This is a genomic window from Nonomuraea sp. NPDC050643 (assembly GCF_040654715.1).
Lineage (GTDB): Bacteria > Actinomycetota > Actinomycetes > Streptosporangiales > Streptosporangiaceae > Nonomuraea.
Window position 1 is genome coordinate 85,637 of sequence record NZ_JBFAIM010000011.1, and the last position, 20,346, is coordinate 105,982.

The window sequence follows — 20,346 nt, forward strand, 5'->3', positions numbered from 1 at the left end:
TTTCCAGAGGTCATGGCGTACGGTTCGCCTGCCGGTGCCAGATCAGCACCCGGCGCTCGGCGAGCACGAACAGCGAGTTGACGATGTAGCCGAGCACGCCCAGCAGGGCGATCGTCGCCCAGACGCCGGCGGTGTCGAAGCTCCGCTGCGCCTGCAGCAACTGGTAGCCGATGCCGTCCGTGCTGCCGAACACCTCGGAGATCACCATGAGGATCAGCGCGAGCGACAGGCTCAGCCTCAGCCCCGCGACGATCTTGGGTGAGGCTGCGGGGATGACGATGCGGCGCAGACGCTGCGCCCTCGACAGCCCGAACACCATGGCGGTCTCGGTGTAGGTGCGGTCGACGTTCCTGGCGCCGTCGATCGAGTTGAGCAGCACGGGCCAGATCACGCCGGAGACGATCGCGGCGAGCTGCATCGCCAGACCGGCCTGGAACAGCACCAGGAACAGCGGCAGGAGCAGCGGCGGCGGAACCGCGCGGCCGAACTCGATCAGCGCGTCCACGTAGTCGGCCGCGACCCGCGATCGTCCCAGCACCACCCCCGCGACCACGCCGATCAACGCGGCCAGGAGCCAGCCGGAGAACATGCGTCCCAGGCTGGGCAGGATGTTGTCCACGGCCTCGTCGGTGAGGAACAGGCGGGCGGGCGGGCCCGAGAACCACAACTCGCGCATGCGGGCGACGATCGTGGTGGGCGGCGGGAAGTCGATGCCCCCGAGCCGCCGGGTGACGAGCTCCCAGACGATGATGACAGGGGCGATCGCCCAGATACCGGCGAGTGATCTCATGTCTCCGCCGCGCCCGTACGCGCCCGGTGCCAGGTGAACAGCCGGCGCTCGGCCGCCCGCAGCGCCACGTTGGCCAGCAGGCCGAACATGCCGGCCCACAGCGTGGCGGCCATGATGAGGTCGGTCCTGTCCCCGCTGCCCGCCTGGATGACGAAGACCCCCAGGCCGGAGGTGCCGCCGGCGAACAGTTCGGCGCTGACGGCGATGATCAGCGCGATCCCGGCGGCGATCCGGACGCCGGTCGCGACGAAGGGCGCGGCGCTGGGCAGGCTCACCCTGCAGAGCACGGCCAGCGGGCCGAACCCGAAGCTGCGCAGCGAGTCCTTCGCCAGCGGGTCGACGTCGTGCATGCCGTACAGGGTGTTGAACATGATCGGCCAGACGGCCGCGTACACGATGACGCCGACCTTCATCAGCCCGTCCACCGGGATCAGCAGGATGGCCAGCGGGATGATCGCGACAGAGGGGATGGGCCGCAGGAACTCCAGCACGGGCCGGACGGCGCGCTCCATCGGGGCGAGCGCGCCGAGCAGGACACCTGCCGGGACCGCCACGGCCACCGCCGTCAGCAGGCCGAGCGCCCAGTTCGTGAGCGTCGTGAGCGCTCCGCGCAGGAACTCCCCGTCGGCCGCCAGCCCCCCGGCCTCCAGCAGGATGGCGGAAGGCGGAGGGAAGATCACGCCGTTGCCCAGCCCGAACCGGATCACCAACTCGCCCGCGACGAGGAACCCCGCGACGCCCGCGACACTGCGGAAGAGACGCGAACGGCTCATCCGTCCGACGGCGCCGCGATGACCGACTTCACATCGATCGGGCTCTTGAGGTACTTGTACTCGAGCATGAGGTCGGCCACTTTCTGCAGCCTGTTGGCGGTCAGCGCGCTCGGGAAGGTGCCCAGGGTGATGACCGAGGCGGTCTTCGCGTCGATCTTCGTGTACGTGGGCAGCATCGCCTCGATCTCCTTGCGGTTGTTCGATGCGAGTTCCTGCGCCTTGGCGATGGCCCGCTGGAAGGCGGCCAGCGTCTTCGGATTCTTCTGCACCCACTCGTCGGTGGCCATCCAGCCCGCGATCGGCAGGTCCTCGGTCTGGCCCGTCATGGTGTCGGCGATCTTACGGAAGCCCAGCCTGCTCTGGTTGGCGGTGATGAACGGCTCGGTGATCCAGCCCGCGTCGGCCTGCCCGGCCTGGAGCGCGTTGCCCATGTCGGGGAAGGGCTTCTCGGCGAACTTGACGTCCTTCTCGGTGAGACCGGCCACCTTGAGCTGGGTCGTGACGGCCAGCGTGGCGATGTTCCTGAGGTTGTTGACCAGGATGGTCTTGCCCTTGAGGTCCTCGACCGTCTTGATCGGCGAATCCTTCGGGACCATGATGTTGTAGGCGTTCGGACCGGCCTGGTACATGTCCGCGACGAGCTTGAACTTCTCCCCTGTGCTCACCGCCAGGAAGGTGGAGACGTAGTTGTTCTGGGTGATGTCGAGCTGGCCGTTCTTGATCTGCGGGACGGCCGCCGCGCCACCGGTGATGGGCACCGGCTCGACCGTCAGGCCCTCCTCCTTGAAAAAGCCCTTGGAGATGGCGATGTAGAGGGAGGCCGGGTCGGGAATCGGCATGGCGCCGACCCTGATGGTGCTCTTCTCCAAGCCATTGCCGCCCGTCGAGCCGGCGGGCTCACCGTTTCCGCCACAGCCGGCGAATAACAGAGTGGCCGAAACGCCGAGCACGAGGGCGCGACAGCGCACTATGCGGTTCATTTGGGGTTCTCTCCTAACAGCAGGAAGCCTCCGGTGATCGGCACCGGGGCACCGAGCGTGAAGAGTACCGAAGGCGAGGTCGAGGCCGAAGCCGCATCGGATGACGTTCTCTTGGAATTCTCTGCAAATGAATTGAGCCACCAGGGCGAACGGTGGGCACGCTCCCAAATGATCCGATGACCGGGAGATCAAGCCGCCGAACTGTCGCATGGGACAGTTGGAGAGAGATGCAAAGGTTTATTTATTTAATACCCCTGGGGCGTTGGCCAACTTATGAGGTTTGTGGTCGAATTGCGCCGGAGCTTGCCCGCGTTCAATCAGCGGCACCGGAGCTGGTCCGCGTTCAGTCAGCAGCGCGGCCGAAGTCTTCCAAGGCAGGCCGTCGGGATGTTTCCCATCGGTAAGGACAAAGATGACCCAAGTTGGTCGTACCGGCGTGGCCGTTCCGCAGGAACGGCCACTGGCCGAGGAGAAGTCAGCGGAGCAGGCGCATGCCCACGGGAACCCGATGGCGCTGCGGAACTGGCGTGTGCGCACCCGTCTCATCACGCTGATCGTGCTCCCGACCCTGGTGGCCGTGATCCTGGGGGCCCTGCGGGTCGGCATCTCGATCAGCAGCGCCGAACAGAACGAGCGCATCAGCAACGTGGGCACCCTGGTGACCCAGCTCGGCGAGTTGTCACGCGAGATGGCGCTCGAACGCGACCTCTCCGCGCACTATGTCGCCTCCAACAGGGCTCCAGAGCAGTTGGAGCGGCTCGCGAGCCAGCGGGAGATCGTCGATGCCAGCGTGCTGCGCACGAACGCGGCCGCCGCGGCGGTCGGCGACTCGCTGTCCGATCTCGGCAGCAGGAAACTGGCCGCCGTCCGCGTCCGGCTGACCCAGCTCCCCTCACTGCGCCAGACCGTGTCCGGCGACAACGCCCAACTGCCGCCACTGCCGACGATGGAGAAGTATTCCGAGGCCATCGCGGACATGCTGCAACTGTACGACGAGGTGGCGCAGGGCTCGACGGACGAGCAGCTCATCTCCACCAGCGCGGCGCTGCGCGCGGTCGCCCGCTCCGAGGAGGAGGCCGCCAAGCTGCGCGGCCTGCTGACGATCGCGCTCGTCAAGGGGTCGTTCGAAGAGCCCGAGCACAAGGCGTTCCTCGACGCGCGCTCCAACCGCGCGAGCGAACGCGCCTCGTTCCGTGCCGTGGCCACGCTGGCGCAGCGGCAGTTCCACGACAACACGGTCACCAGCGTGGAGGTCGGCCGGGGCGAGTTCTACATCAACAGGGCCGTGTTCCTGGCCAACGCCGGCCTGCCCCTCCAGCGGCTCGACGCCTCGACCACCAATGACGTCACCCTGTGGTTCAACGCCATCAGCGACACCGTCAACCGGCTGCACACCGTGCAGCGGTCGCTGCTGGAGCAGGTCGGCACCCGCAGCGCCGACATCCAGTCGAGTGACCGGTCCGCGGCCACGCTCAACATCATCATCCTGGCCACGCTGCTGATCCTGGTCCTCGGCATCACCGCGGTCATGGCCCGCTCGCTCGTCTTGCCGCTCAGGCGGCTGCGCCGGGACGCCCTCATGATCGCCAGCCAGCGCCTGCCCGAGCTCGTACGCCAGCTCCGCACCAGCGAGGTCGACACCCGGACGGTCACGGTGCCGCCGATCGCCGTCTCCTCCAAGGACGAGATCGGTGAAGTGGCGCGGGCGTTCGACGAGGTGCACCGCGAAGCGGTCCGGCTGGCCGGCGAGGAGGCCCGTCTGCGCAGCAACGTCAACGCGATGTTCGTGAACCTGTCGCGCCGCAGCCAGACGCTGGTCGAGCGGCAGATCACCCTGATCGACGGCCTGGAGCAGGGCGAGCAGGACGAGCAGCGGCTCGGCAACCTGTTCAAGCTCGACCACCTGGCCACCCGCATGCGGCGCAACAGCGAGAACCTCCTGGTCCTCGCCGGCCAGGAACCGCCGCGCCGCTGGAGCAAGCCGGTCAAGCTGGTCGACGTCGCCCGCGCCTCGCTCTCGGAGGTCGAGAGCTACGAGCGCGTCGTGCTCCAGGTGCCCGACGGCGCCTCGGTGGCCGGGCAGGCCGTCAACGACATCATCCACCTGCTCGCCGAGCTCGTGGAGAACGCGCTGTCGTTCTCGCCGAGGGAGAGCCGGGTCACGGTTTCGGGCAGCCGAATCGACGGCGGCGGCGTGATGCTGGCCATCAGCGACCTCGGCATCGGCATGACCCACGACGAGCTGGCCCAGGCCAACGAACGCCTCATCGACGCGCCCACCGTGGACGTGTCGGTCTCCCGGCGCATGGGCCTGTTCGTGGTCGCCCGCCTGGCGCACCGGCACGGCGTCCGGGTGCAGCTCCGCTCGCACGAGCCCGGCGGGCTCACCGCGATGGTCCTGATGCCCGAGTCGCTGCTCGGCACGCAGCCGCCCGGCTACCCCGGCGGCGTCCCCGAAGCCTTCCCCCCAGCCCCGCAGTGGGGCCCCTTCCAGATGAGCCCGGGGCACCCGTCGTACCCCTCGCACCCGTCCGGCTCCTGGCTCGCGCCGGCCGAGCGGGCGGCGGACCCCGGCTGGCCGTCCGTGCCGCGCGCCGCCGGCACCGGCCCGTACGGCAGCGTCGACACAGGCCAGTACGGCTCCCCTGCCACGGGCCCGTACGGCGCCGCCGACGCGTGGACGCCGTCGCGGCCCCGGCCCGGCTTGACCGGCGAAGAACCCTTCCTGCCCAGACGCCCCAACCTGAGCGTCCGCGACAGCCTGGACGAGCCGCCGCTGAGACCGTCCGGCTACGACTTCCCCGAGACGGCGTCGGCGTCCACCGGCCCCATCCCGACCACCAAGGCGACCTCGGACGACTACCTGCCGATCTACGCCTCGATCGAGTCGGCGTGGTTCGAGCAGGGAGCGGCGAGCTGGGGTGCGGCCGACGCCGGCTGGAACGCGGCCAAGGCGGCCGCCGTGGAGCCGGTACGCGACGGTTCGACGGCCGCCGGGCTGCCCAAGCGGGTGCCCAAGGCCAACCTGGTGCCCGGCTCGGCCTCACCGACCCCCGCCCCCGCGCCCAAGGACGTCACGCCGACGCCGATGCCGTCGGTCTCCGCCGAGCGGCTGCGCAGCCGTCTGTCCAGCTTCCAGCAGGGATACCGGTCGGCTCGCGACGACATCAGCATGGGCAAGGGCGCTCCTGACCCGTCGAACAGAGGACCGGGCGCATGAACGACCTGAGCTACATGGCCTACGAGGTCGACTGGCTGATCAGTGAGTTCGTCGGCATCGTCCCGGGGGTGGCCCACGCCGTCGTCTTCTCCTGTGACGGCCTGCCGCTGGCGTCGTCGTCGGGCTTCCCCATCGACCGGACCGACCGGCTGGCCGCGATCACCGCCGGGCTGGTGGGCCTGTCGGAGGCCGCGGCCGGGGTCCTGGAGGGCGGTGGGGTCATGCAGAGCTCGGTGGAGATGGACAACGGGATGATGCTGACCACCATGTCGATCGGCGAGGGCTCCTGCCTGGCCGTGCTCGCCGGGCCCGAGAGCGACATGGCGCTGGTCGCGTACCACATGACGCTCATGGCGGAGCGCACGGGCCAGGTGCTGACGCCCGCCGTACGCCGGCATCTGCGCGCCAGCCAGTCCAGGGTGATGCAGACGACGGATCGACACCGGCGCAACTGAGCGCACCCGACGCGGACGATCACCGCGTTCCCGGCGGCGGACGCCGAGGCAACCGCCTGTGCCCGCCGCCAGACATGGCCGGCATCTCGCTTCTCGTTGAACGAAGCCCGAAAGGAAGTCGCACTTTATGCGCACGCACCTGATCATCGAGCGGCTTGATCGGGTTCCCGTGACCGTGACGTTGACCCCCGGGCTGTCCATGCTCGCCCTGATCTGCGATGTGCTCGCGGGCCGGGACAAGGGCGCCCCCGAGCGGTGGCGGCAACTGGTGCAGTCCGCCGCTGGGACGCCGGACGAAACGGTGGTGCGTTCGCTCGCGGCGCCCGGCTCCTCCGTGCTTCCCGACGTGCTGATCCCCGGAGACGTCAGCCGGGACCTGGACGTTTCCACGCAGGTCGAAATGCTCCGCGATCTGCCGCCCGACGTGCTGCAACTGGAGCTGCACTCCATGACCAACGGGGACCTGCCGCCCCGCTGGCGGCCCGCCATGAAGGCGCCCCGCCGCTGGCTGCTCGGCTATGCCGACCTCCTGGAGCAGGTGTGGTCCACCATGCTCCCGGAGTGGCAGCAGGCCCGCACGAGCTTCGATCGCGAGGTCGAGCGGGTCGCCGTGGCCAGCGCCCGCGGAGCACTCGACGTCGTGCTCGACGACCTGCACGACGACTGCACCTTCCGCGAGGGCAAGTGGAGCCTGCCCGACTTCGAGCCCGAAGAGTTCTCCATCGAGTCCAAGGGCCTGGTGCTGATGCCCATGCTCGCCGGGCCGAACTCGATCATGGCCCGCCTCGACAGCCCGGACGTCGTCTGGATCGGCTACCCCCTGCCGCACTCGCCGATGACGGTCCCGACACCGCGGGCGAAGAGTGTCGAGGAGCAGCTCGGGTTCCTCTTCGGCGACGCGCGGGCGACCATCCTGATCAGCGTCGACCAGCCGCTGTCGATGGGTGTCCTGGCCAGGCGCATCAAATGCCACCCCAGCGTGATCACCTACCACTGCAACCGCCTCGAGTCGGCGGGACTGGTCACCCGGCGGCGCGACGGCAGGGAGATCTACGTGCACCGGACCGCGCGCGGCGCCGCCCTGCTCGATCTCTTCAGCTCCTGATTCACCGGCGTGTCCGGTGGCGAGGTCTGGGGTGACCTCGCCCCGGCGGCGCGGACCCGTACGCGGGGGTCCGGGCGCGACCCTCGTCAGAGGCAGGCGAGCCGCACCGGGCCGGCCACCATGGCCAGGTCGCCCGTCGTGTTGCCCCTGCCGGTGTCGGTGATCTCCACCATCGCCAGGCCGCTGGTGATCGTGACGGGCACCGGGCCCGGGACCCACTTGCCCTGGCGCATGCGCTGGTCGAGGGTGAACTCCGCGACCGTGCGGGCGTCCTGGTCGAAGCCGTCGGTGACCGTGTACCAGACCCGCTGGCCGGCGAAGCCGGTCTTGGGGACGTACACCCCCACGTAGCACTCACGCCGGCCGGCCAGCCCGGTCGTGAAGCGCCACTGGAAGCTGTTGCTCGGATGAACGGCCTTGCGCGCGTCGTAGGTCAGCTCCGAGAACAGGAAGCCGTCGCCGCAGCCCGCGCCTCGCCAGCCGGGGACGCTGGCGTCCTTCCAGCCGTCCCGGCCCGGCAGGCCGTCGATGCGCACGCTCCTCCTGGCGTCACGCGGGCAGCCGGGACCGGCCACCGCCACGAACGCGGGCCGGACGGCGCCGGCCTTCGTGCCGCGCGGCGCCGGGCGCGCGGACTGCGAGGTGGTGGCGGAGGGGGACGCCTCCTGACGGCCCGCGACCGGCACGGCCACGGGGACCTGGTTCTGGTAGACCAGCAGCGCCGTGGGCACCGCGATCTGCGCGAGCACCCCGACGATCACCCACGTCTTGATGGACGGGCGCTTCCTGACGGGCGGCGCCGGCTCCGGAGCCGGTCCCAGTCGTGGGTACTCCACCGTCTCGTACACCCGGTCGCTGTTGCGCACCCGCAGCAGCGCGTTGACGACGTGCCATTTCCTGGTCCACTCATGCTCGTCGCCGCCGCACGCGGCCACGTACGCCTGCGTGGTCGCCAGGCTCGGCAGCGCGTCCCCCGACGCCGCCGCCGACAGGTCGGCGGCCGGATGTCCCGTCCTGCGCTTCATCGCGCGGTGACTCGGACCGCCCGCCGCGGCCCGCAGATCGCGCAGCCCGCGGGCGAACTCCTTCAGCGGATCGGGCGCCGCCGGCCGCGCGTGCCGCCCCCGGGGCCTGCTGCCGCGCGGTAATTCCTGGATCGTGTCCTTGCTCGTCATCGTGCCCCCCAGCGATCGTGTCGGTCGTGGTCACGGGCATGACAGCCGGACCGGGCCGGCTGCCATGGCCTGGTTGCCTGTGGTGTTGCCGCGGCCGGTGTCGGTGATCTCCACGATGACCAGACCGCTGGTGACGACCAGGGGAACCGGAGCCGGCACCCACTGGCCCTGCCGCATGCGCTGGTCGAGGGTGAACTCCCCCACCGTGCGCGCCTCCTCGTCGAAGCCGTCGCTCACCGTGTACCAGACGCGCTGCCCGGCCAGCCCCGACCTCGGGACGTAGACCGTCAGCGTGCACTGGTGGGGGCCACGCAGCCCCGTGGTGAAGCGCCACTGGAAGGCGTTGCGCAGACGCGCCTTCGCCCGCGCGTCGTAGGTCAGCTCCGAGAACAGGAAGCTGTCCCCGCAGCCCGCGCCGGTCCAGCCGGAGGCGCCGGCGTCCTTCCAGCCGTCCCGGCCCGGCATCGCGTCGATGCGGACGCTCCGCGTGGTGTCGCGCGGGCAGCTCGGCCCGGCGACCGCGGTGAACGCGGGACTCCTGTCCGGCGCCTGCGGCGCCTGCTTCGGCTGGCCGCCCGTGGTCGAGACCGACCGGAACAGCACGCTGTCGCCGAGCGCGCCGGCCGTGACCAGCCCGGTCAGCCCGGTCACCCCCAGCGCGACGAGGAGCGCCGAGAGCTTGACGGCGCGGCGGCTCAGCCGCCCCTGCGCCGGGCGGCCCCCGGCCGCCGGACGCGCGACGCCCGCGGGGGCCTCGCCGTCGTGGGACTTGTTGTCCAGATCCGCTCTCAGCGTGTTCCACTTCCTGGCCCACGCGTCCTGGTCACCGCCGCACGCCCCCACGTACGCCTTCGTGACCGACAGGCTCGGCAGCCTGTCCCCTGACGCCGCCGCCGACAGCGCCGACGACGAATATCCCGCTTTACGCTCCATGGCCCGGTAGCTCGGGTTGCCCGCCGCCGCCCGCAGGTCGCGCAGTCCCTGGGCGAACTCCTGAAGCGGGCCAGGCGGGACCGGCCGTTCCCGCCTGCCTCGGGTGGTGGTGTCTTGGTAGATCATCGTGCCCCCTGGCGATACGAACTGTCGGCCCCTATTCGTGGCTACCTGGCCGGCGGACTGATCCTTTGAATTTCGGAATTGACAATGACCAGACAGTTCCCGTCCCTAAATCACATGCCGGCGGGGTGACCCCTGGATCGGGGCCACCCCGCGCACGGCGATCCGGAGATTTCCGGACTATCGGCGCCGCACCTTGCCGAGGACGTCCACGACCGGCTCGTTGCAGGTGTTGACGTACCGGACGATCACGGTGTACTTGACGCCCCTCTTCAGGAAGTCCGTGGAGTACCGGACGCGGTCCTCCAGGACCGTGTTCCTGGCGACGCGGGGCTGCGGACGCAGGACCTCGGCACCCTTCTTCGACAGGAAGACGAAGTTGACCGTGCTGAACCTCTTCAGCTTGTCGCCGAACGGGGCCAGGAAGGAGTTCCGGCCGACGACGAGCGTCCTGCCCAGGTTGTCGCCGCCGATGAAGGTGCTCGGCGTGAACCGGCCCTTGCCGACCGTCGTACCGAAGAGGCGCACGTAGCCGGGGACGCGGCAGGACTGCCGCTGCAGCTCCGCGCGGAAGTACCGGTCCGGCTGGCCGAAGGAGCCCATCCCGTTGCGCTTGCTGCCCGGCTGCCGCTTGACCAGCCAGTCCACGAAGTTGACGCCGGCCTCCCGCAGAACCTTCTCGATCGATTCGGGGATGCGCCTGCCCGCGCCGGTCGTGCTGGGCAACTGCTGGGTCAGGCTCGGGTCGTCGGACTGTACGGTGCCCTCGCCGGTCGAGGTGTTGGGCTGGGTGGTGGTGTTGCCGCCACCCTTGTTCCGGTTGAGCAGCGAGTCGATCGCCCGGTTGCCCAGCTCCTTGCCGAGGTTCTTGCCCAGGTCCTTGAAGAAGTCGCCGAGCCCGGAGCCGCTGTTGCCCTGGTCCGACGGCAGCGGCTGGGTGAGCCCGGAGCCGAAGCCGAAGTCGAACGAGCTGCCGCCCGACGAACCGCCGAGCCCGAACGGGTCCACCGTCTGCGCCTGCGCCGGGGCGCCGGTGAGGCCGGTGCCGACCAGCACACCGCCGACCGCCAGCCCGGCCACGGTAAGACGAAGCTTCGAAGGTGCTCTCATGTTGTTTTCCTCTCATGGTGACGCGATCGGCGAGGGAGGGCCCACTCGTTCGGGAGCCGCCGCCCCGGGGCGCCGAAGCGCGTCCGGAAGTTGCCTGCGTTTCCTGATTACGGGGCTCATTGATGACCATCCAGATGGGGACGTTGTCCAGCGCCTCAAACCGTTGACCACACGGGGGCTCCACCGCCGCGGCTGCTCACCGGTCCTGTACGGGAGCGCCCGCCCCCGGGTGCCCGAACCCCGCCGCCGCCGTCCACACACCGCCGCCCTCTCCGGCCCGGCTCCCCTCGATCCCGACGCCTCCGGTGGGCGGGACCGGCTCGCGGCGCGAGGCTGAGACGGGGTGCAGGGGCGGTCATGGAAAAGGGTCGTGCCCGGGTTTCGGGGGAAACCCGGGCACGACCCGATCCATTCAGCGGGGTTCAGTGAAAGGACTCAGCACTTGTTACGCAGCATCGCGGCATCCTGCTCGAACCGGATCTTGTTACCGCCCTGCCCCCGCTTCGCGGCGATCTTGCCGAACGTCTCCAGCCGCTTGGCGGCCGGCTCATAGTTCGCGCTGCTCAGCGACTGCTTCTTCGCCATGGCCGCCTGGGTCGCCAGGTTGACCTCGTCGGCGATGTCGTTGATGTTGCCCGGCCGCATGAACGCCACGTCGATCAACGCCGCCTGCACGGCCCGCGGCAGCTTGTCGAAGCTCTCGATGCCCCGCCGCGTGACCAGTTCCTTGGCCTCCTCGTAGGAGACCTCGAACAGCATCGTCACCTGCTCGTCCGTCAGCTCGCTCACCCCCGCCTTGAGGTCGTCGAACGCCTGGCCGGACTTGATGTCGGCCTGCGCGGACTGCGGGCTCGTCTCGCTCAGGATGCGGTTGATGATGGTCCGGGCGTCGCCGCGGCTCATGTTGAAGCCGATCCCGATGGTGACGATGTTGCGGCTCTTGCCCTTCCTGGTCTTCTCACCGGCGTTGTACGCCTTGGTCCGCGCGCCGCCCTCACGCTTGATCAGCATCTGCTTGACGCTGCCCTTGTAGATCGTGGTGAACGGGCAGCGGGCCTGCTCCTCGGTGAGCTCGGTGGTGGCCTGCTCCTCCTCGGTGACCTCCTCGACCTCATCGGCGCCGACCTCGGCGACGGTCTTGTCGGCCTTCTCGGCGTCGTCGGACTCCTCGGACTCCTCGCTCTCCTCGCTCTCGTCGGACTCCTCGCTCTCCTCGGTCTCGTCGGACTCGTCGGACTCGTCGGACTCGTCGGACTCGGTGGTGGTCTCGTCCGTGGAGTCGGTTTCCGAGGACGACTCCTCGGAGCCTTCCTCCGGGTCGTCCGCCTCGTCGGCGACGGTGATCTCCTCCGACTCGCCGTCCTCGGCCGGGTCGGCCTCCTTGGAGGTGGCGGCGGCCATGAGCGAGTCGCTCTTGTCCGCCGCCGCCTTCTCGACCATGGTCAGATCCGGGTCGTCGTTCTCGAGCTGCGCCGTCGCGGCCCCTATGGTGAGCCCCGTTCCGCCGAGCGCCAGGACACCGGCCAGAGCGGCGTACGTGATGTGTCGCCTTGATCGAATATTCATGAGTGCCTCCGTGAGGGACGTCGGTCCGATGGACCTTCTTGGAGGCCTGCTTATTGCTCCACACATTGACCAGCCAGGGGGTTTTGTCCGAGATCGTCCAGTGGTCGCCCGCGGCACCCCGGCACACGGAGCCGGAGGGCGGCGACGGAGATCGTCCGGCCCGCGCGCAACCTGGGTGGACATCGACAGGTCAACCCCGCACGGCACCGGTCACAGGCGGTAGACGCGGGTGGCGGTCGCGGCGAACACGTCCTCCCTCTCCTCCCCGGATCGGCCCGAGAGCACCTCCTGCCAGGTGGAGACCAGGGTGCCCAGATCGGTCCAGAGTTTCTCGATCGGGAAGTTGCTGCCCCACATGCAGCGGCGGGACCCGAACAGGTCCAGGCAGGTGGCGGCCACCCGCTCGATCAGCGGCCGGTCCACGCGACGCACGAAGGTGCCCTGACCGGTGAGCTTCACCACGACGTTGGGCCGCTCGGCCAGGAGCCGCAGGCCGCGAGTCCACTCCTCGACGACCGCCGGCTCCGACCCCACCGGCATCCCGGCGTGAACCAGCACGAACGTGACGTCCGGGAAGTCCGCCACGAGGGCCGCGGCGTCGGCCATCTGCGCGGGGAACACCTGGAGCTCGAACAGCCAGCCGAGGTCGGCGAGCGCGGCGATGTTGCGCCGGAAGACCGGGTCCTTCATCCGGTCGGGGGCGGCGGCGTAGCGGAACTCCGGCCGCTCGTGCCAGTGCAGTTGCAGGCGGGTGCCGCGGACGAGCGGGGTGACGGCGGCCTGCCGGCGCATGACCTCGACCGCGCCCTCGTCGAACAGGTCGGCGGAGCCCACCACGGCCGTGGGCCAGCCGGTCTCGACGTGTACGTCGCGCAACCACCGCACCTCCTCCACGCAGCGATCCAGCGACCAGTTGGCCTGGACGTAGACCGCCGAGGTGATGCCGCAGGCGGTGGCCTCCGCGACGTACTCGGAGGCGGGATAGTCACGGCGGATCGGCTCGTACGGGCCGAAGATGCGCGGGACCATCTCCCCCTGCAGCCAGGGCAGGTCGGCGGCGCGCCAGATGTGGTGGTGCGAGTCGACGATCCCCACTGGGCCGTGGGAGGAAGAGCCGTGGGAGGAAGAGGAGGTCATCGGGTTGTTCCCCTGGATCGTGGTGCGGACCAGCGCCGCGCCGCGAGACGGCGGGGGCCGGACAGGACGGCGGGCAGGCGGCGGACCTCCTCCAGCGCGGTGGGCAGGTCCCGGACGCCGCCGAGGTGGTCCAGGCTCGGGAGCTGTGCGGCCATGGCGCGGGTGACGGGACGGTAGGCCGGCGAACAGGCCAGCGGGGACCACCAGACGAGCCGGTGGCCGAGCCGCGACAGCCGGGCCGTGGCGCGCACCATGGGGTCGGGGTCGCCGCGTTCGAGCCCGTCGGACAGCACGATCACGAGCGCTCCCCGGGCGAGCGCCACGAAACGCGGGTTGGCCAGGAATCGTCCCAGCGCCGCGCCGATCGCCGTACCGCCGTCGGCGTCCGTGACCAGCCTCGACACGGCGCGCAGCGCCTGGTCGGCGTGCGGGTGCGAGAGCGCGGCGGTGATCCGGGTGAGCCGGGTGCCGAAGGTGAAAACCTCGGTACGGGCCGGCGCCGCGCGCAGCGCGGTGTGCGCGGCGCGGAGCAGGTCCGGGGTGTGCCGCCGGAGCGAGCCGGAGACGTCGACGAGGAGCAGCAGGCGGCGCGGGCGCGGTGGGCGGGCGAGGCGGCGGAGCTGGATGATCTCCCCGTGGTGGCGCTGCGCCCGTCGCCACGCGTGCCGCACGTCCAGCCGGTCCCCCGACCTGGCCGGACGCCGCCGCCGCGACGGGACGGCGGGCAGCGCGGCGGGCCAGGCGGCTTCGAGCGCGCGCATGAACGCGGCCCGGCGTTCGCCGGTCCGGCCGAAGTCGCGCGTGCCGTACGTGCTCAGGACGCTGGCCTCGATGCCGTCGCCCGGCCGCACCTCGCGGGGCGGCGGGTCGTCCTCGCCGGGCCCACCGGGGGACTGCGCGCCGTCGTCCGCTTCGAGCCGCGCGTCGGCGGGCAGGGGGCCGCCCTGCCGGAACCAGGCGTCGAAGACGCGGTCGAAGGCGGGCAGGTCGGCCACGTCCTGGAGCAGGGTGATGCGGGCGTACCAGTAGAGCCTGGCCGGGTCGGGCGGCGGGGACTCGGCGATCGTCCGCAGCAGGTCCGCCCGCTTGGTCGGCGCGGCGGTCACGCCCGCGCCGCGCAGCGCGGTCAGGAACCCCCACAGATGGTCGGCGGCGAGCGTGGCGGGGTCAGGCATCGCCGAACACCTCCTCGGCATGCGCGAGCAGCAGCCGGGTGTCCTCCTCGTCCTTGATCAGCAGGCCGAGCGCCCGGCGCAGGGCCACGGGCCACGGGCTGCCGCCCTCGGCCAGCGCCATCGCGCCGCGGGCCCACTCCACCGACTCGGCGATGCCGGGCCGTTTGAGCAGCGGCAACCGGCGTACGCGCTGCACCGCCCGCACCAGCCCCTCCGCCGCCCGTTCCTCCATCCCGGGGACGGCCGCGCGCAGGATCGCCCGCTCGCGGCCCGGCTCGGGAAAGGCGATCCAGTGGTAGAGGCAGCGCCGCTTGAGCGCGTCGTGCAGTTCGCGGGTGCGGTTGGAGGTCAGCACCACGATCGGCGGTGTGCGCGCCCGTACGGTGCCCAGCTCCGGGATCGTGATCTGGAAGTCGCCCAGGAACTCCAGCAGGAACGCCTCGAACTCGCTGTCGGCCCGGTCGATCTCGTCGATCAGCAGCACCGCGCCCCGCTCGGCCCGCACCGCGCGCAGCAGCGGCCGGCGCAGCAGGAACTCCTCGCGGTACAGGTCGCCGACGTCCTGACCGCGGCTCTCCGCCACCCGGACCTGGAGGAGCTGCTTGGGATAGTCCCACTCGTACAGGGCCTGGCCGGAGTCCAGCCCCTCGAAGCACTGCAGCCGGATCAGGTCCAGGCCGGTGACGCGCGAGAGCACCGAGGCGACCTCGGTCTTGCCGACGCCCGGCTCGCCCTCCAGCAACAACGGCCGGCCCAGCCGCAGCGCCAGGTGGACGGCCGTGCACAGCCCCTCGTCGGCGAAGTAGCCCTTCCGTTCCAGCGCCGCGCCCAGCTCGCCGGGGTCGAGTGTCACAACTGCGCGTGCTCGGTGGTCAGCAGGTGGACGCGCTGGGAGGTGTGCGCGGCGGCGTCGGCCGCGGCGGCCTTGCCGTGCTCGGAGCCGAACGCGGCGGCGCGGGCGTCCTCGTCGTCGAAGTACAGCTCGTTCACCGAGTCGTACGCCCCGCCGTCGTCGTTGGTCACGCTCACCGTGTACCTCCGCAGGCCGGGCAGCTTCCTGGCGAACTCGACGTGGTCCTCCACCACCCACTTGGCGAACTCCTCGTGGGACAGGCCCTCGGCACGCTTCAGCAGCGAGATGACTTTCAACATGGTTCCTCCATATGCAGGGCGTCCAGCCCTCGCAGGACGCGTTCGGGGGTGAAGGGCATCGACGTCAGGCGCACACCGCAGGCGTCGAAGATCGCGTTGGCGATGGCCGGGATCGGCGCGTTCGCCGTCATCTCGCCGATCCCCTTCGCGCCGTACGGCCCGTTCGCGGCCGGGCGCTCCATGAACAGGCTGTGCTGGACCGGGATGTCGGCGGGGCCGGGCATCAGATATCCGGCGAAGTCGCGCGGCCCGTGGTCGCGCGACGGGTAGTAGGGCTCGGTGGTCTCGAACAGAGCGTGCGAGACGCCCATCCAGGCCCCGCCCTCCACCTGCTGCGTCGCCATGGCCGGGTTGAGCGCCCGGCCGACCTCGTAGGCGTTGTACAGCTCCAGCACCTCGACCACCCCGGTCTCGTCGTCGACCTCGACGACGGCGGCCGTGCACGCGTGCGCCTGGCAGGAGTCGGGGTCCATCTCCCCCGTCTCGGGCACCGGCGTGCTCGGCTCCTTGAGGTAGATGCCGCGGCCGGAGATCGTCCGGCCGTGCTTGAAGTGCGCGGCCAGCGCCAGGTCGGTGATGTGGATGCCCTTCTCCTCCGCGCCCTTGAGCCGGATGAAGCCGGTGCCGTCGGTCTCCAGGTCCCCGGCGTCGACCTCCAGCTCTTCGGCGGCGACCTCCAGCATCACGGCGCGCGCCTCGGCCGCGGCCATGATGACGGCGTTGCCGACCCGGTGGGTGCCACGGCTGGCGAACGTGCCCATGCAGTGCGGGCCGGTGTCGGTGTCGGCGGTGTCGACGAGCACGTTCTCGATCGGCAGGCCGAGCGTCTCCGCGGCGCACTGGGCGGCGATCGTCTTGATGCCCTGCCCCAGGTCCACCGAGGACAGCGAGATCACGAACGTACCCGTGGTCGTGGCGTGGATCAGCGCCTGCGAGGGGTCGCCGCCCAGGTTCATGCCGGTCGGGTAGTTCACCGAGGCGTACCCTCGCCCGCGCAGCTTCGCCATCGCTACAGCCCTTCCCTGGTCGTGGAGGACATCCGCCGGTACGCCTCGGGCAGCTCGTGCCCGGCCATCTCCGCCGCTTTCTGGATCACTTCGACCAGGGCGGTGCCCTCGGCGACCTTGCGGTGGGCCTTGAGGTCCCCGTCGCGGTAGGCGTTGAGCAGGCGCAGGCGCAGCGGGTCCAGATCCAGCGCGCGGGCGATCTGGTCCATCTGCGACTCCAGCGCGAAGTCGGCGATGGTCACGCCGAAGCCGCGCATGGCGCTGGACGGCGTGCGGTTGGTGAACACGCAGTGGCAGTCGGCCCACACGTTCGGGATCGAGTAGGGGCCGGGCAGGTGCGCGGCGGCCTTCGTGGTGCCGTACGGGCTGTGGCGGGCGTACGCGCCGGCGTCGACGTACAGGGTGACCTTGCGGCCGATGATCCGGCCGTCGTTCATGACCGCGTCCTTGATGTAGATGCGCTCGGCGGCGCGCGGCGAGGAGACCTGCATCTCCTCGGCCCGGTCGTAGACGAACCTGACCGGGCGGTCGGCCAGCATCGCGGCCACGCACGCGACCGGCTCGACCACCACGTCCACCTTGCCGCCGAAGCCGCCGCCGACCGTGCCGCCGACGATGCGCAGCTTGTTGAAGGGCGTCTCCAGGATCAGGGCCGTGTTGTCCAGGGTGAAGAAGCACGCCTGGGTGTCGGAGTGGATGCGCAGCCGCCCGTCGGCCTGCGGGACGACGACGCAGCCGGTGGTCTCGACGGGGGCCTGCTCGATCGGCGCGGACTGGTAGCGCCACTCGAAGACGTGGTCGGCCCGCGCGAACGCCTCCTCCACGTCGCCGAACCGGATGCGCCGGCAGTGATGGCCCTCGTAGATGAAGTGGTTCTGCCCGTGGTACTCGTTGACCAGCGGCGCACCCTCCGCCAGCGCCTCCTCGACGTCGAAGACCGGCGGCAGGTCCTCGTAGGTGACCTTGATCCGGGCGGCCCCTTCCAGCGCGGCCGCCTCGGTCTCGGCGACCACGGCGCAGATCGGCTCGCCGAGGTAGCGCACCTTGTCCACGGCCAGGATGGGCTCGTCGTCCGGCCCGACACCGATCAGCTTGAGCGGGGTGAAGAGGTTGTTCGGGATGTCGGCGTGGGTGAGGATCCGCAGGACGCGCGGCACGGCGAGGGCCTCGGTCAGGTCCACGTCCAGGATCCTGGCGTGGTGCCGGGCCGAGCGGTGCATCTTCAGGTGGGCGAGCCGCGGCGGGGCCACGTCCTCGAAGAACTCGGTACGCCCCGTGACGTGCCCGCGGGCGTCGGAGCGCTGCACCACCGAGCCGATGACGGTGAGGTCACCGCCGTCCGCGCCCGTGGCCGCGGCGGCCCGCTCGGCGGTGAAGGTGGTCGTGTCGATCGGGGCGAGCCGGTAGCTCATCGCGACACCGCCCCTTGCGGGGCCCGCTCGCGGCGACGCCTGGCCGCCTCGAGAATGGCGATCACGATGGGCCGGTAGCCGGTGCACCGGCAGACGTTGCCCGAGATCGCCTCGACGACGTCCTCCTCGCTCGGATCGGGGTCCCGGTCGAGCAGCGCCTCGGCGACCATGATCATGCCGGCCGTGCAGAAGCCGCACTGGGTGGCGAAGCAGTCGACGAAGGCGCTCTGCACCTCGTCCAGCTCACCGCCGGCGGCGACCCCCTCCAGCGTGCGGATCGAGCTGCCCGCGACGGTCTCCACCGCGACCAGGCAGGAGACCTCCGGCCGATCGTCGACCAGGACGGTACAGGTGCCGCACGCGCCCTGCGCGCAGCCCCGCTTGGCCGCGGTGAGCCCCAGCGACTCGCGCAGGCTCGCGAGCAGCGTGACGCCCGGCGCGGCGATGAACTCGCGTTGCTCGCCGTTGACGACGAGCGAGACGATCTGTGACGGCACGGTCCACCTCTTACGGATGCGGCTGACTGATGCGGCCTTGCTGGTGATCGCTGCTGGTGATCGCTGCTGGTGATCGGTGTTAGGGGAGGAAGGCCCGGCGCAGGTGCACGGGCAGGACCCGCGTCCGGTACCACGCGCTGGCGTAGGCGTCGTCGAAGGGGTCGGCGTCGCCGCGGGCCGCCTCGCCCGCCTCGGTGAGCGCCTCGTGGGTCAGCGGGCGGCCCAGCATCAGGCGCTCGGCCGACACCGCGCGCACCGGACGTGGCGCGACGCCGCCCAGCGCGATCCGGGTCGAGGCCACCACGCCACCGTCGACGCCGGTGACGGAGGCGACGGTCACGATCGCCGCCGAGTTCAGGCGGCGGCGCATGGCCTTGTGGTAGTGCCAGGTGCCCGGCTCGGGCAGCGCGACCCGTACGGCGACGACGACCTCGCCCGCGCCGATCCCGGACGCCAGCACGTCGGCCACGGGCGCGTCCCGCCGCCTGTCCGGGCCGGCGATCTCGCAGGTCGCTTCGAGGGCCAGCAGGCAGACGGCCAGATCGCCGTACGGCTGCGCCACGAACAGGTTGCCGCCCACGGTGGCCTGGTTGCGAAGGGTAGGGGAGGCGATCGTCCGCAGCGCCGGACGCAGGAACGCGAGCCCGGGATGCGCACCGACCTCGGTGAACGTGGCCGCCGCCCCGATCCTGGCCGCCCCGTCGCGCACCTCGACGCCGCCCAGCCCCGCCCGGCGCAGGCTGACGAGCTCGGTCACGGGCGCGGCCCCGCTGTTCACCAGGGGCATCACGACCGTGCCGCCCCCCATGACCCAGCCACCGCCCGCCAGACGGGCGACCGCGGCATCGGCTGACTCCGGCACGTGCACCGCGCGGATGGCCATGTCCGGACCTCCTTGGCAGATCATTATCGATAATTGATTATCGACTCAGAAGCGTCAAGGGACCCGGCTCGACAATCGATAATCGGTAGGATCACCTCATGACCGAAGAGCCCGCCAAGTTGCCGCGCCTCACGCTGGCCCGGCAGATCCGCGACTCGCTGGTCGCCAGCATCGTGTCCGGCCACTTCGGTCCGGGCGAGCGGCTGGTGGAGACGCGACTCGCGGCGACCTACGGCACCAGCCAGGCACCCGTCCGCGAGGCGCTGCGCGAGCTGGAGGCCATGCGGCTGGTGGAGACCCAGCCGCGCCGCGGCACCTTCGTCCGGCCCTTCGTCCAGGAGACGCTGCGCGAAAGCTACGTCGTGCGGGCCGCGCTGGAGGAGACGGCCACCCGGCTCGCCCTGCTGGCCGGAACGGTGCCGGTCGAGGCCATGCGGGCGGACGTGGAGACGATGCGGGCCGCCGCCGAGCGCGGAGACGGGGAGGCGTCGGCGCGCGCCAGCGTGTCCTTCCACCGGCGCGTCGTCGAGGCCGCGCACAACGAGCTGCTCAAGCTCACCTGGGAGGGCCTGCAGATCGAGGCGCGGACGTCGGTCACGATGGTCGCCACCGAGGTCGACCTGCACGACATCGTCCAGGACCACGCCGACCTGCTGGCCGCGATCGAGGCCGGCGACCTGGAGGCCGCGTGCAGGCACGCCCGCGACCACCAATGGCACTACGCCGACCTCCCGCACGACGCCCACGGCCGCACCCGCGACTCCGCCGCAGGCTGACCACCCCCAAACGCCTCACCACAGGCAGGCCCGCACGAGCCGGCCCCGCGCGCCGGCTTCCGGTGCGTCGGGGTGAG

19 protein-coding genes are annotated in these 20,346 nt (G+C 70.9%); 4 read left to right on the top strand and 15 right to left on the bottom strand.

Annotation, left to right across the window (positions count from 1 at the left end):
- Positions 1–10: 10 nt before the first annotated feature.
- The 3 genes from AB0I15_RS16475 to AB0I15_RS16485 are packed head-to-tail and all read right to left on the bottom strand — an operon-like array spanning position 11 to position 2,543.
- Positions 11–790, bottom strand: coding sequence for an ABC transporter permease (locus AB0I15_RS16475; protein WP_358095467.1), 780 nt, complete (start codon positions 788–790; stop codon positions 11–13).
- On the bottom strand, positions 787–1,563 hold the full coding sequence (locus AB0I15_RS16480; RefSeq protein WP_358095469.1) for an ABC transporter permease subunit: 777 nt from the start codon (positions 1,561–1,563) through the stop codon (positions 787–789). The genes AB0I15_RS16475 and AB0I15_RS16480 overlap by 4 nt, the downstream gene beginning before the upstream one ends.
- Positions 1,560–2,543, bottom strand: a complete 984-nt coding sequence (locus tag AB0I15_RS16485; protein WP_358095471.1) for an ABC transporter substrate-binding protein — start codon at positions 2,541–2,543, stop codon at positions 1,560–1,562. Before AB0I15_RS16485 ends, AB0I15_RS16480 begins: the two co-directional genes overlap by 4 nt.
- A 412-nt stretch (positions 2,544–2,955) precedes the next feature.
- On the opposite strand from AB0I15_RS16485, the gene AB0I15_RS16490 reads away from it, so the two are divergent.
- The 3 genes from AB0I15_RS16490 (at position 2,956) to AB0I15_RS16500 (ending at position 7,323) form a co-directional block, all read left to right on the top strand.
- The gene (locus tag AB0I15_RS16490; RefSeq protein ID WP_358095473.1) at positions 2,956–5,763 is read left to right on the top strand and encodes a nitrate- and nitrite sensing domain-containing protein; all 2,808 of its coding nucleotides are present in this window, start codon (positions 2,956–2,958) and stop codon (positions 5,761–5,763) included.
- Positions 5,760–6,218, top strand: coding sequence for a roadblock/LC7 domain-containing protein (locus AB0I15_RS16495; protein WP_358095475.1), 459 nt, complete (start codon positions 5,760–5,762; stop codon positions 6,216–6,218). The genes AB0I15_RS16490 and AB0I15_RS16495 overlap by 4 nt, the downstream gene beginning before the upstream one ends.
- A 127-nt stretch (positions 6,219–6,345) precedes the next feature.
- Positions 6,346–7,323, top strand: a complete 978-nt coding sequence (locus AB0I15_RS16500) for a MarR family transcriptional regulator (protein ID WP_358095477.1) — start codon at positions 6,346–6,348, stop codon at positions 7,321–7,323.
- A gap of 86 nt (positions 7,324–7,409) precedes the next feature.
- Here the strand turns inward: AB0I15_RS16500 and AB0I15_RS16505 are convergent, their stop codons facing one another.
- The 12 genes from AB0I15_RS16505 to AB0I15_RS16560 all read right to left on the bottom strand — a co-directional run bounded on the left by AB0I15_RS16505 (position 7,410) and on the right by AB0I15_RS16560 (position 19,493).
- Positions 7,410–8,498: a hypothetical protein gene (locus AB0I15_RS16505; protein ID WP_358095479.1), complete on the bottom strand. Its 1,089-nt coding sequence runs from the start codon at positions 8,496–8,498 to the stop codon at positions 7,410–7,412.
- Between the two features lie 30 nt (positions 8,499–8,528).
- Entirely contained in the window at positions 8,529–9,557 is a 1,029-nt protein-coding gene (locus AB0I15_RS16510; protein WP_358095481.1) for a helix-turn-helix domain-containing protein, read from the bottom strand.
- Positions 9,558–9,734: 177 nt separating this feature from the next.
- Positions 9,735–10,664 carry a hypothetical protein gene (locus AB0I15_RS16515; protein ID WP_358095483.1) on the bottom strand — a complete coding sequence of 310 codons (930 nt, stop codon included), beginning with the start codon at positions 10,662–10,664 and terminating at the stop codon, positions 9,735–9,737.
- A gap of 435 nt (positions 10,665–11,099) precedes the next feature.
- Complete coding sequence (locus AB0I15_RS16520; RefSeq protein ID WP_358095485.1) at positions 11,100–12,230, bottom strand: hypothetical protein; 1,131 nt, start codon at positions 12,228–12,230, stop codon at positions 11,100–11,102.
- A gap of 210 nt (positions 12,231–12,440) precedes the next feature.
- Positions 12,441–13,325 carry an amidohydrolase family protein gene (locus AB0I15_RS16525; protein ID WP_358095487.1) on the bottom strand — a complete coding sequence of 295 codons (885 nt, stop codon included), beginning with the start codon at positions 13,323–13,325 and terminating at the stop codon, positions 12,441–12,443.
- Between the two features lie 38 nt (positions 13,326–13,363).
- Positions 13,364–14,542: a VWA domain-containing protein gene (locus AB0I15_RS16530; protein WP_358095489.1), complete on the bottom strand. Its 1,179-nt coding sequence runs from the start codon at positions 14,540–14,542 to the stop codon at positions 13,364–13,366.
- Complete coding sequence (locus AB0I15_RS16535; RefSeq protein WP_358095491.1) at positions 14,535–15,395, bottom strand: MoxR family ATPase; 861 nt, start codon at positions 15,393–15,395, stop codon at positions 14,535–14,537. The genes AB0I15_RS16530 and AB0I15_RS16535 overlap by 8 nt, the downstream gene beginning before the upstream one ends.
- Complete coding sequence (locus tag AB0I15_RS16540; RefSeq protein ID WP_358095493.1) at positions 15,392–15,694, bottom strand: EthD family reductase; 303 nt, start codon at positions 15,692–15,694, stop codon at positions 15,392–15,394. Before AB0I15_RS16540 ends, AB0I15_RS16535 begins: the two co-directional genes overlap by 4 nt.
- Positions 15,688–16,701, bottom strand: a complete 1,014-nt coding sequence (locus AB0I15_RS16545; RefSeq protein ID WP_358095495.1) for a molybdopterin cofactor-binding domain-containing protein — start codon at positions 16,699–16,701, stop codon at positions 15,688–15,690. Before AB0I15_RS16545 ends, AB0I15_RS16540 begins: the two co-directional genes overlap by 7 nt.
- 2 nt (positions 16,702–16,703) lie before the next feature.
- Positions 16,704–18,113, bottom strand: coding sequence for a molybdopterin cofactor-binding domain-containing protein (locus AB0I15_RS16550; protein ID WP_358095497.1), 1,410 nt, complete (start codon positions 18,111–18,113; stop codon positions 16,704–16,706).
- On the bottom strand, positions 18,110–18,610 hold the full coding sequence (locus tag AB0I15_RS16555) for a (2Fe-2S)-binding protein (RefSeq protein ID WP_358095499.1): 501 nt from the start codon (positions 18,608–18,610) through the stop codon (positions 18,110–18,112). The genes AB0I15_RS16550 and AB0I15_RS16555 overlap by 4 nt, the downstream gene beginning before the upstream one ends.
- Before the next feature lie 79 nt (positions 18,611–18,689).
- On the bottom strand, positions 18,690–19,493 hold the full coding sequence (locus tag AB0I15_RS16560) for an FAD binding domain-containing protein (protein WP_358095501.1): 804 nt from the start codon (positions 19,491–19,493) through the stop codon (positions 18,690–18,692).
- A gap of 98 nt (positions 19,494–19,591) precedes the next feature.
- Between AB0I15_RS16560 and AB0I15_RS16565 the strand changes: the two genes are divergently transcribed.
- Positions 19,592–20,269 carry a GntR family transcriptional regulator gene (locus tag AB0I15_RS16565; RefSeq protein ID WP_358095503.1) on the top strand — a complete coding sequence of 226 codons (678 nt, stop codon included), beginning with the start codon at positions 19,592–19,594 and terminating at the stop codon, positions 20,267–20,269.
- Positions 20,270–20,346: the final 77 nt, after the last annotated feature.

Excerpts from the sequence above, each read along its gene's own strand:
- AB0I15_RS16475 (WP_358095467.1), bottom strand. The coding sequence starts at position 790 with ATGAGATCACTCGCCGGTATCTGGGCGATCGCCCCTGTCATCATCGTC.
- AB0I15_RS16480 (WP_358095469.1), bottom strand. The coding sequence starts at position 1,563 with ATGAGCCGTTCGCGTCTCTTCCGCAGTGTCGCGGGCGTCGCGGGGTTC.
- AB0I15_RS16485 (WP_358095471.1), bottom strand. The coding sequence starts at position 2,543 with ATGAACCGCATAGTGCGCTGTCGCGCCCTCGTGCTCGGCGTTTCGGCC.
- AB0I15_RS16490 (WP_358095473.1), top strand. The coding sequence starts at position 2,956 with ATGACCCAAGTTGGTCGTACCGGCGTGGCCGTTCCGCAGGAACGGCCA.
- AB0I15_RS16495 (WP_358095475.1), top strand. The coding sequence starts at position 5,760 with ATGAACGACCTGAGCTACATGGCCTACGAGGTCGACTGGCTGATCAGT.
- AB0I15_RS16500 (WP_358095477.1), top strand. The coding sequence starts at position 6,346 with ATGCGCACGCACCTGATCATCGAGCGGCTTGATCGGGTTCCCGTGACC.
- AB0I15_RS16505 (WP_358095479.1), bottom strand. The coding sequence starts at position 8,498 with ATGACGAGCAAGGACACGATCCAGGAATTACCGCGCGGCAGCAGGCCC.
- AB0I15_RS16510 (WP_358095481.1), bottom strand. The coding sequence starts at position 9,557 with ATGATCTACCAAGACACCACCACCCGAGGCAGGCGGGAACGGCCGGTC.
- AB0I15_RS16515 (WP_358095483.1), bottom strand. The coding sequence starts at position 10,664 with ATGAGAGCACCTTCGAAGCTTCGTCTTACCGTGGCCGGGCTGGCGGTC.
- AB0I15_RS16520 (WP_358095485.1), bottom strand. The coding sequence starts at position 12,230 with ATGAATATTCGATCAAGGCGACACATCACGTACGCCGCTCTGGCCGGT.
- AB0I15_RS16530 (WP_358095489.1), bottom strand. The coding sequence starts at position 14,542 with ATGCCTGACCCCGCCACGCTCGCCGCCGACCATCTGTGGGGGTTCCTG.
- AB0I15_RS16540 (WP_358095493.1), bottom strand. The coding sequence starts at position 15,694 with ATGTTGAAAGTCATCTCGCTGCTGAAGCGTGCCGAGGGCCTGTCCCAC.
- AB0I15_RS16545 (WP_358095495.1), bottom strand. The coding sequence starts at position 16,701 with ATGGCGAAGCTGCGCGGGCGAGGGTACGCCTCGGTGAACTACCCGACC.
- AB0I15_RS16550 (WP_358095497.1), bottom strand. The coding sequence starts at position 18,113 with ATGAGCTACCGGCTCGCCCCGATCGACACGACCACCTTCACCGCCGAG.
- AB0I15_RS16560 (WP_358095501.1), bottom strand. The coding sequence starts at position 19,493 with ATGGCCATCCGCGCGGTGCACGTGCCGGAGTCAGCCGATGCCGCGGTC.
- AB0I15_RS16565 (WP_358095503.1), top strand. The coding sequence starts at position 19,592 with ATGACCGAAGAGCCCGCCAAGTTGCCGCGCCTCACGCTGGCCCGGCAG.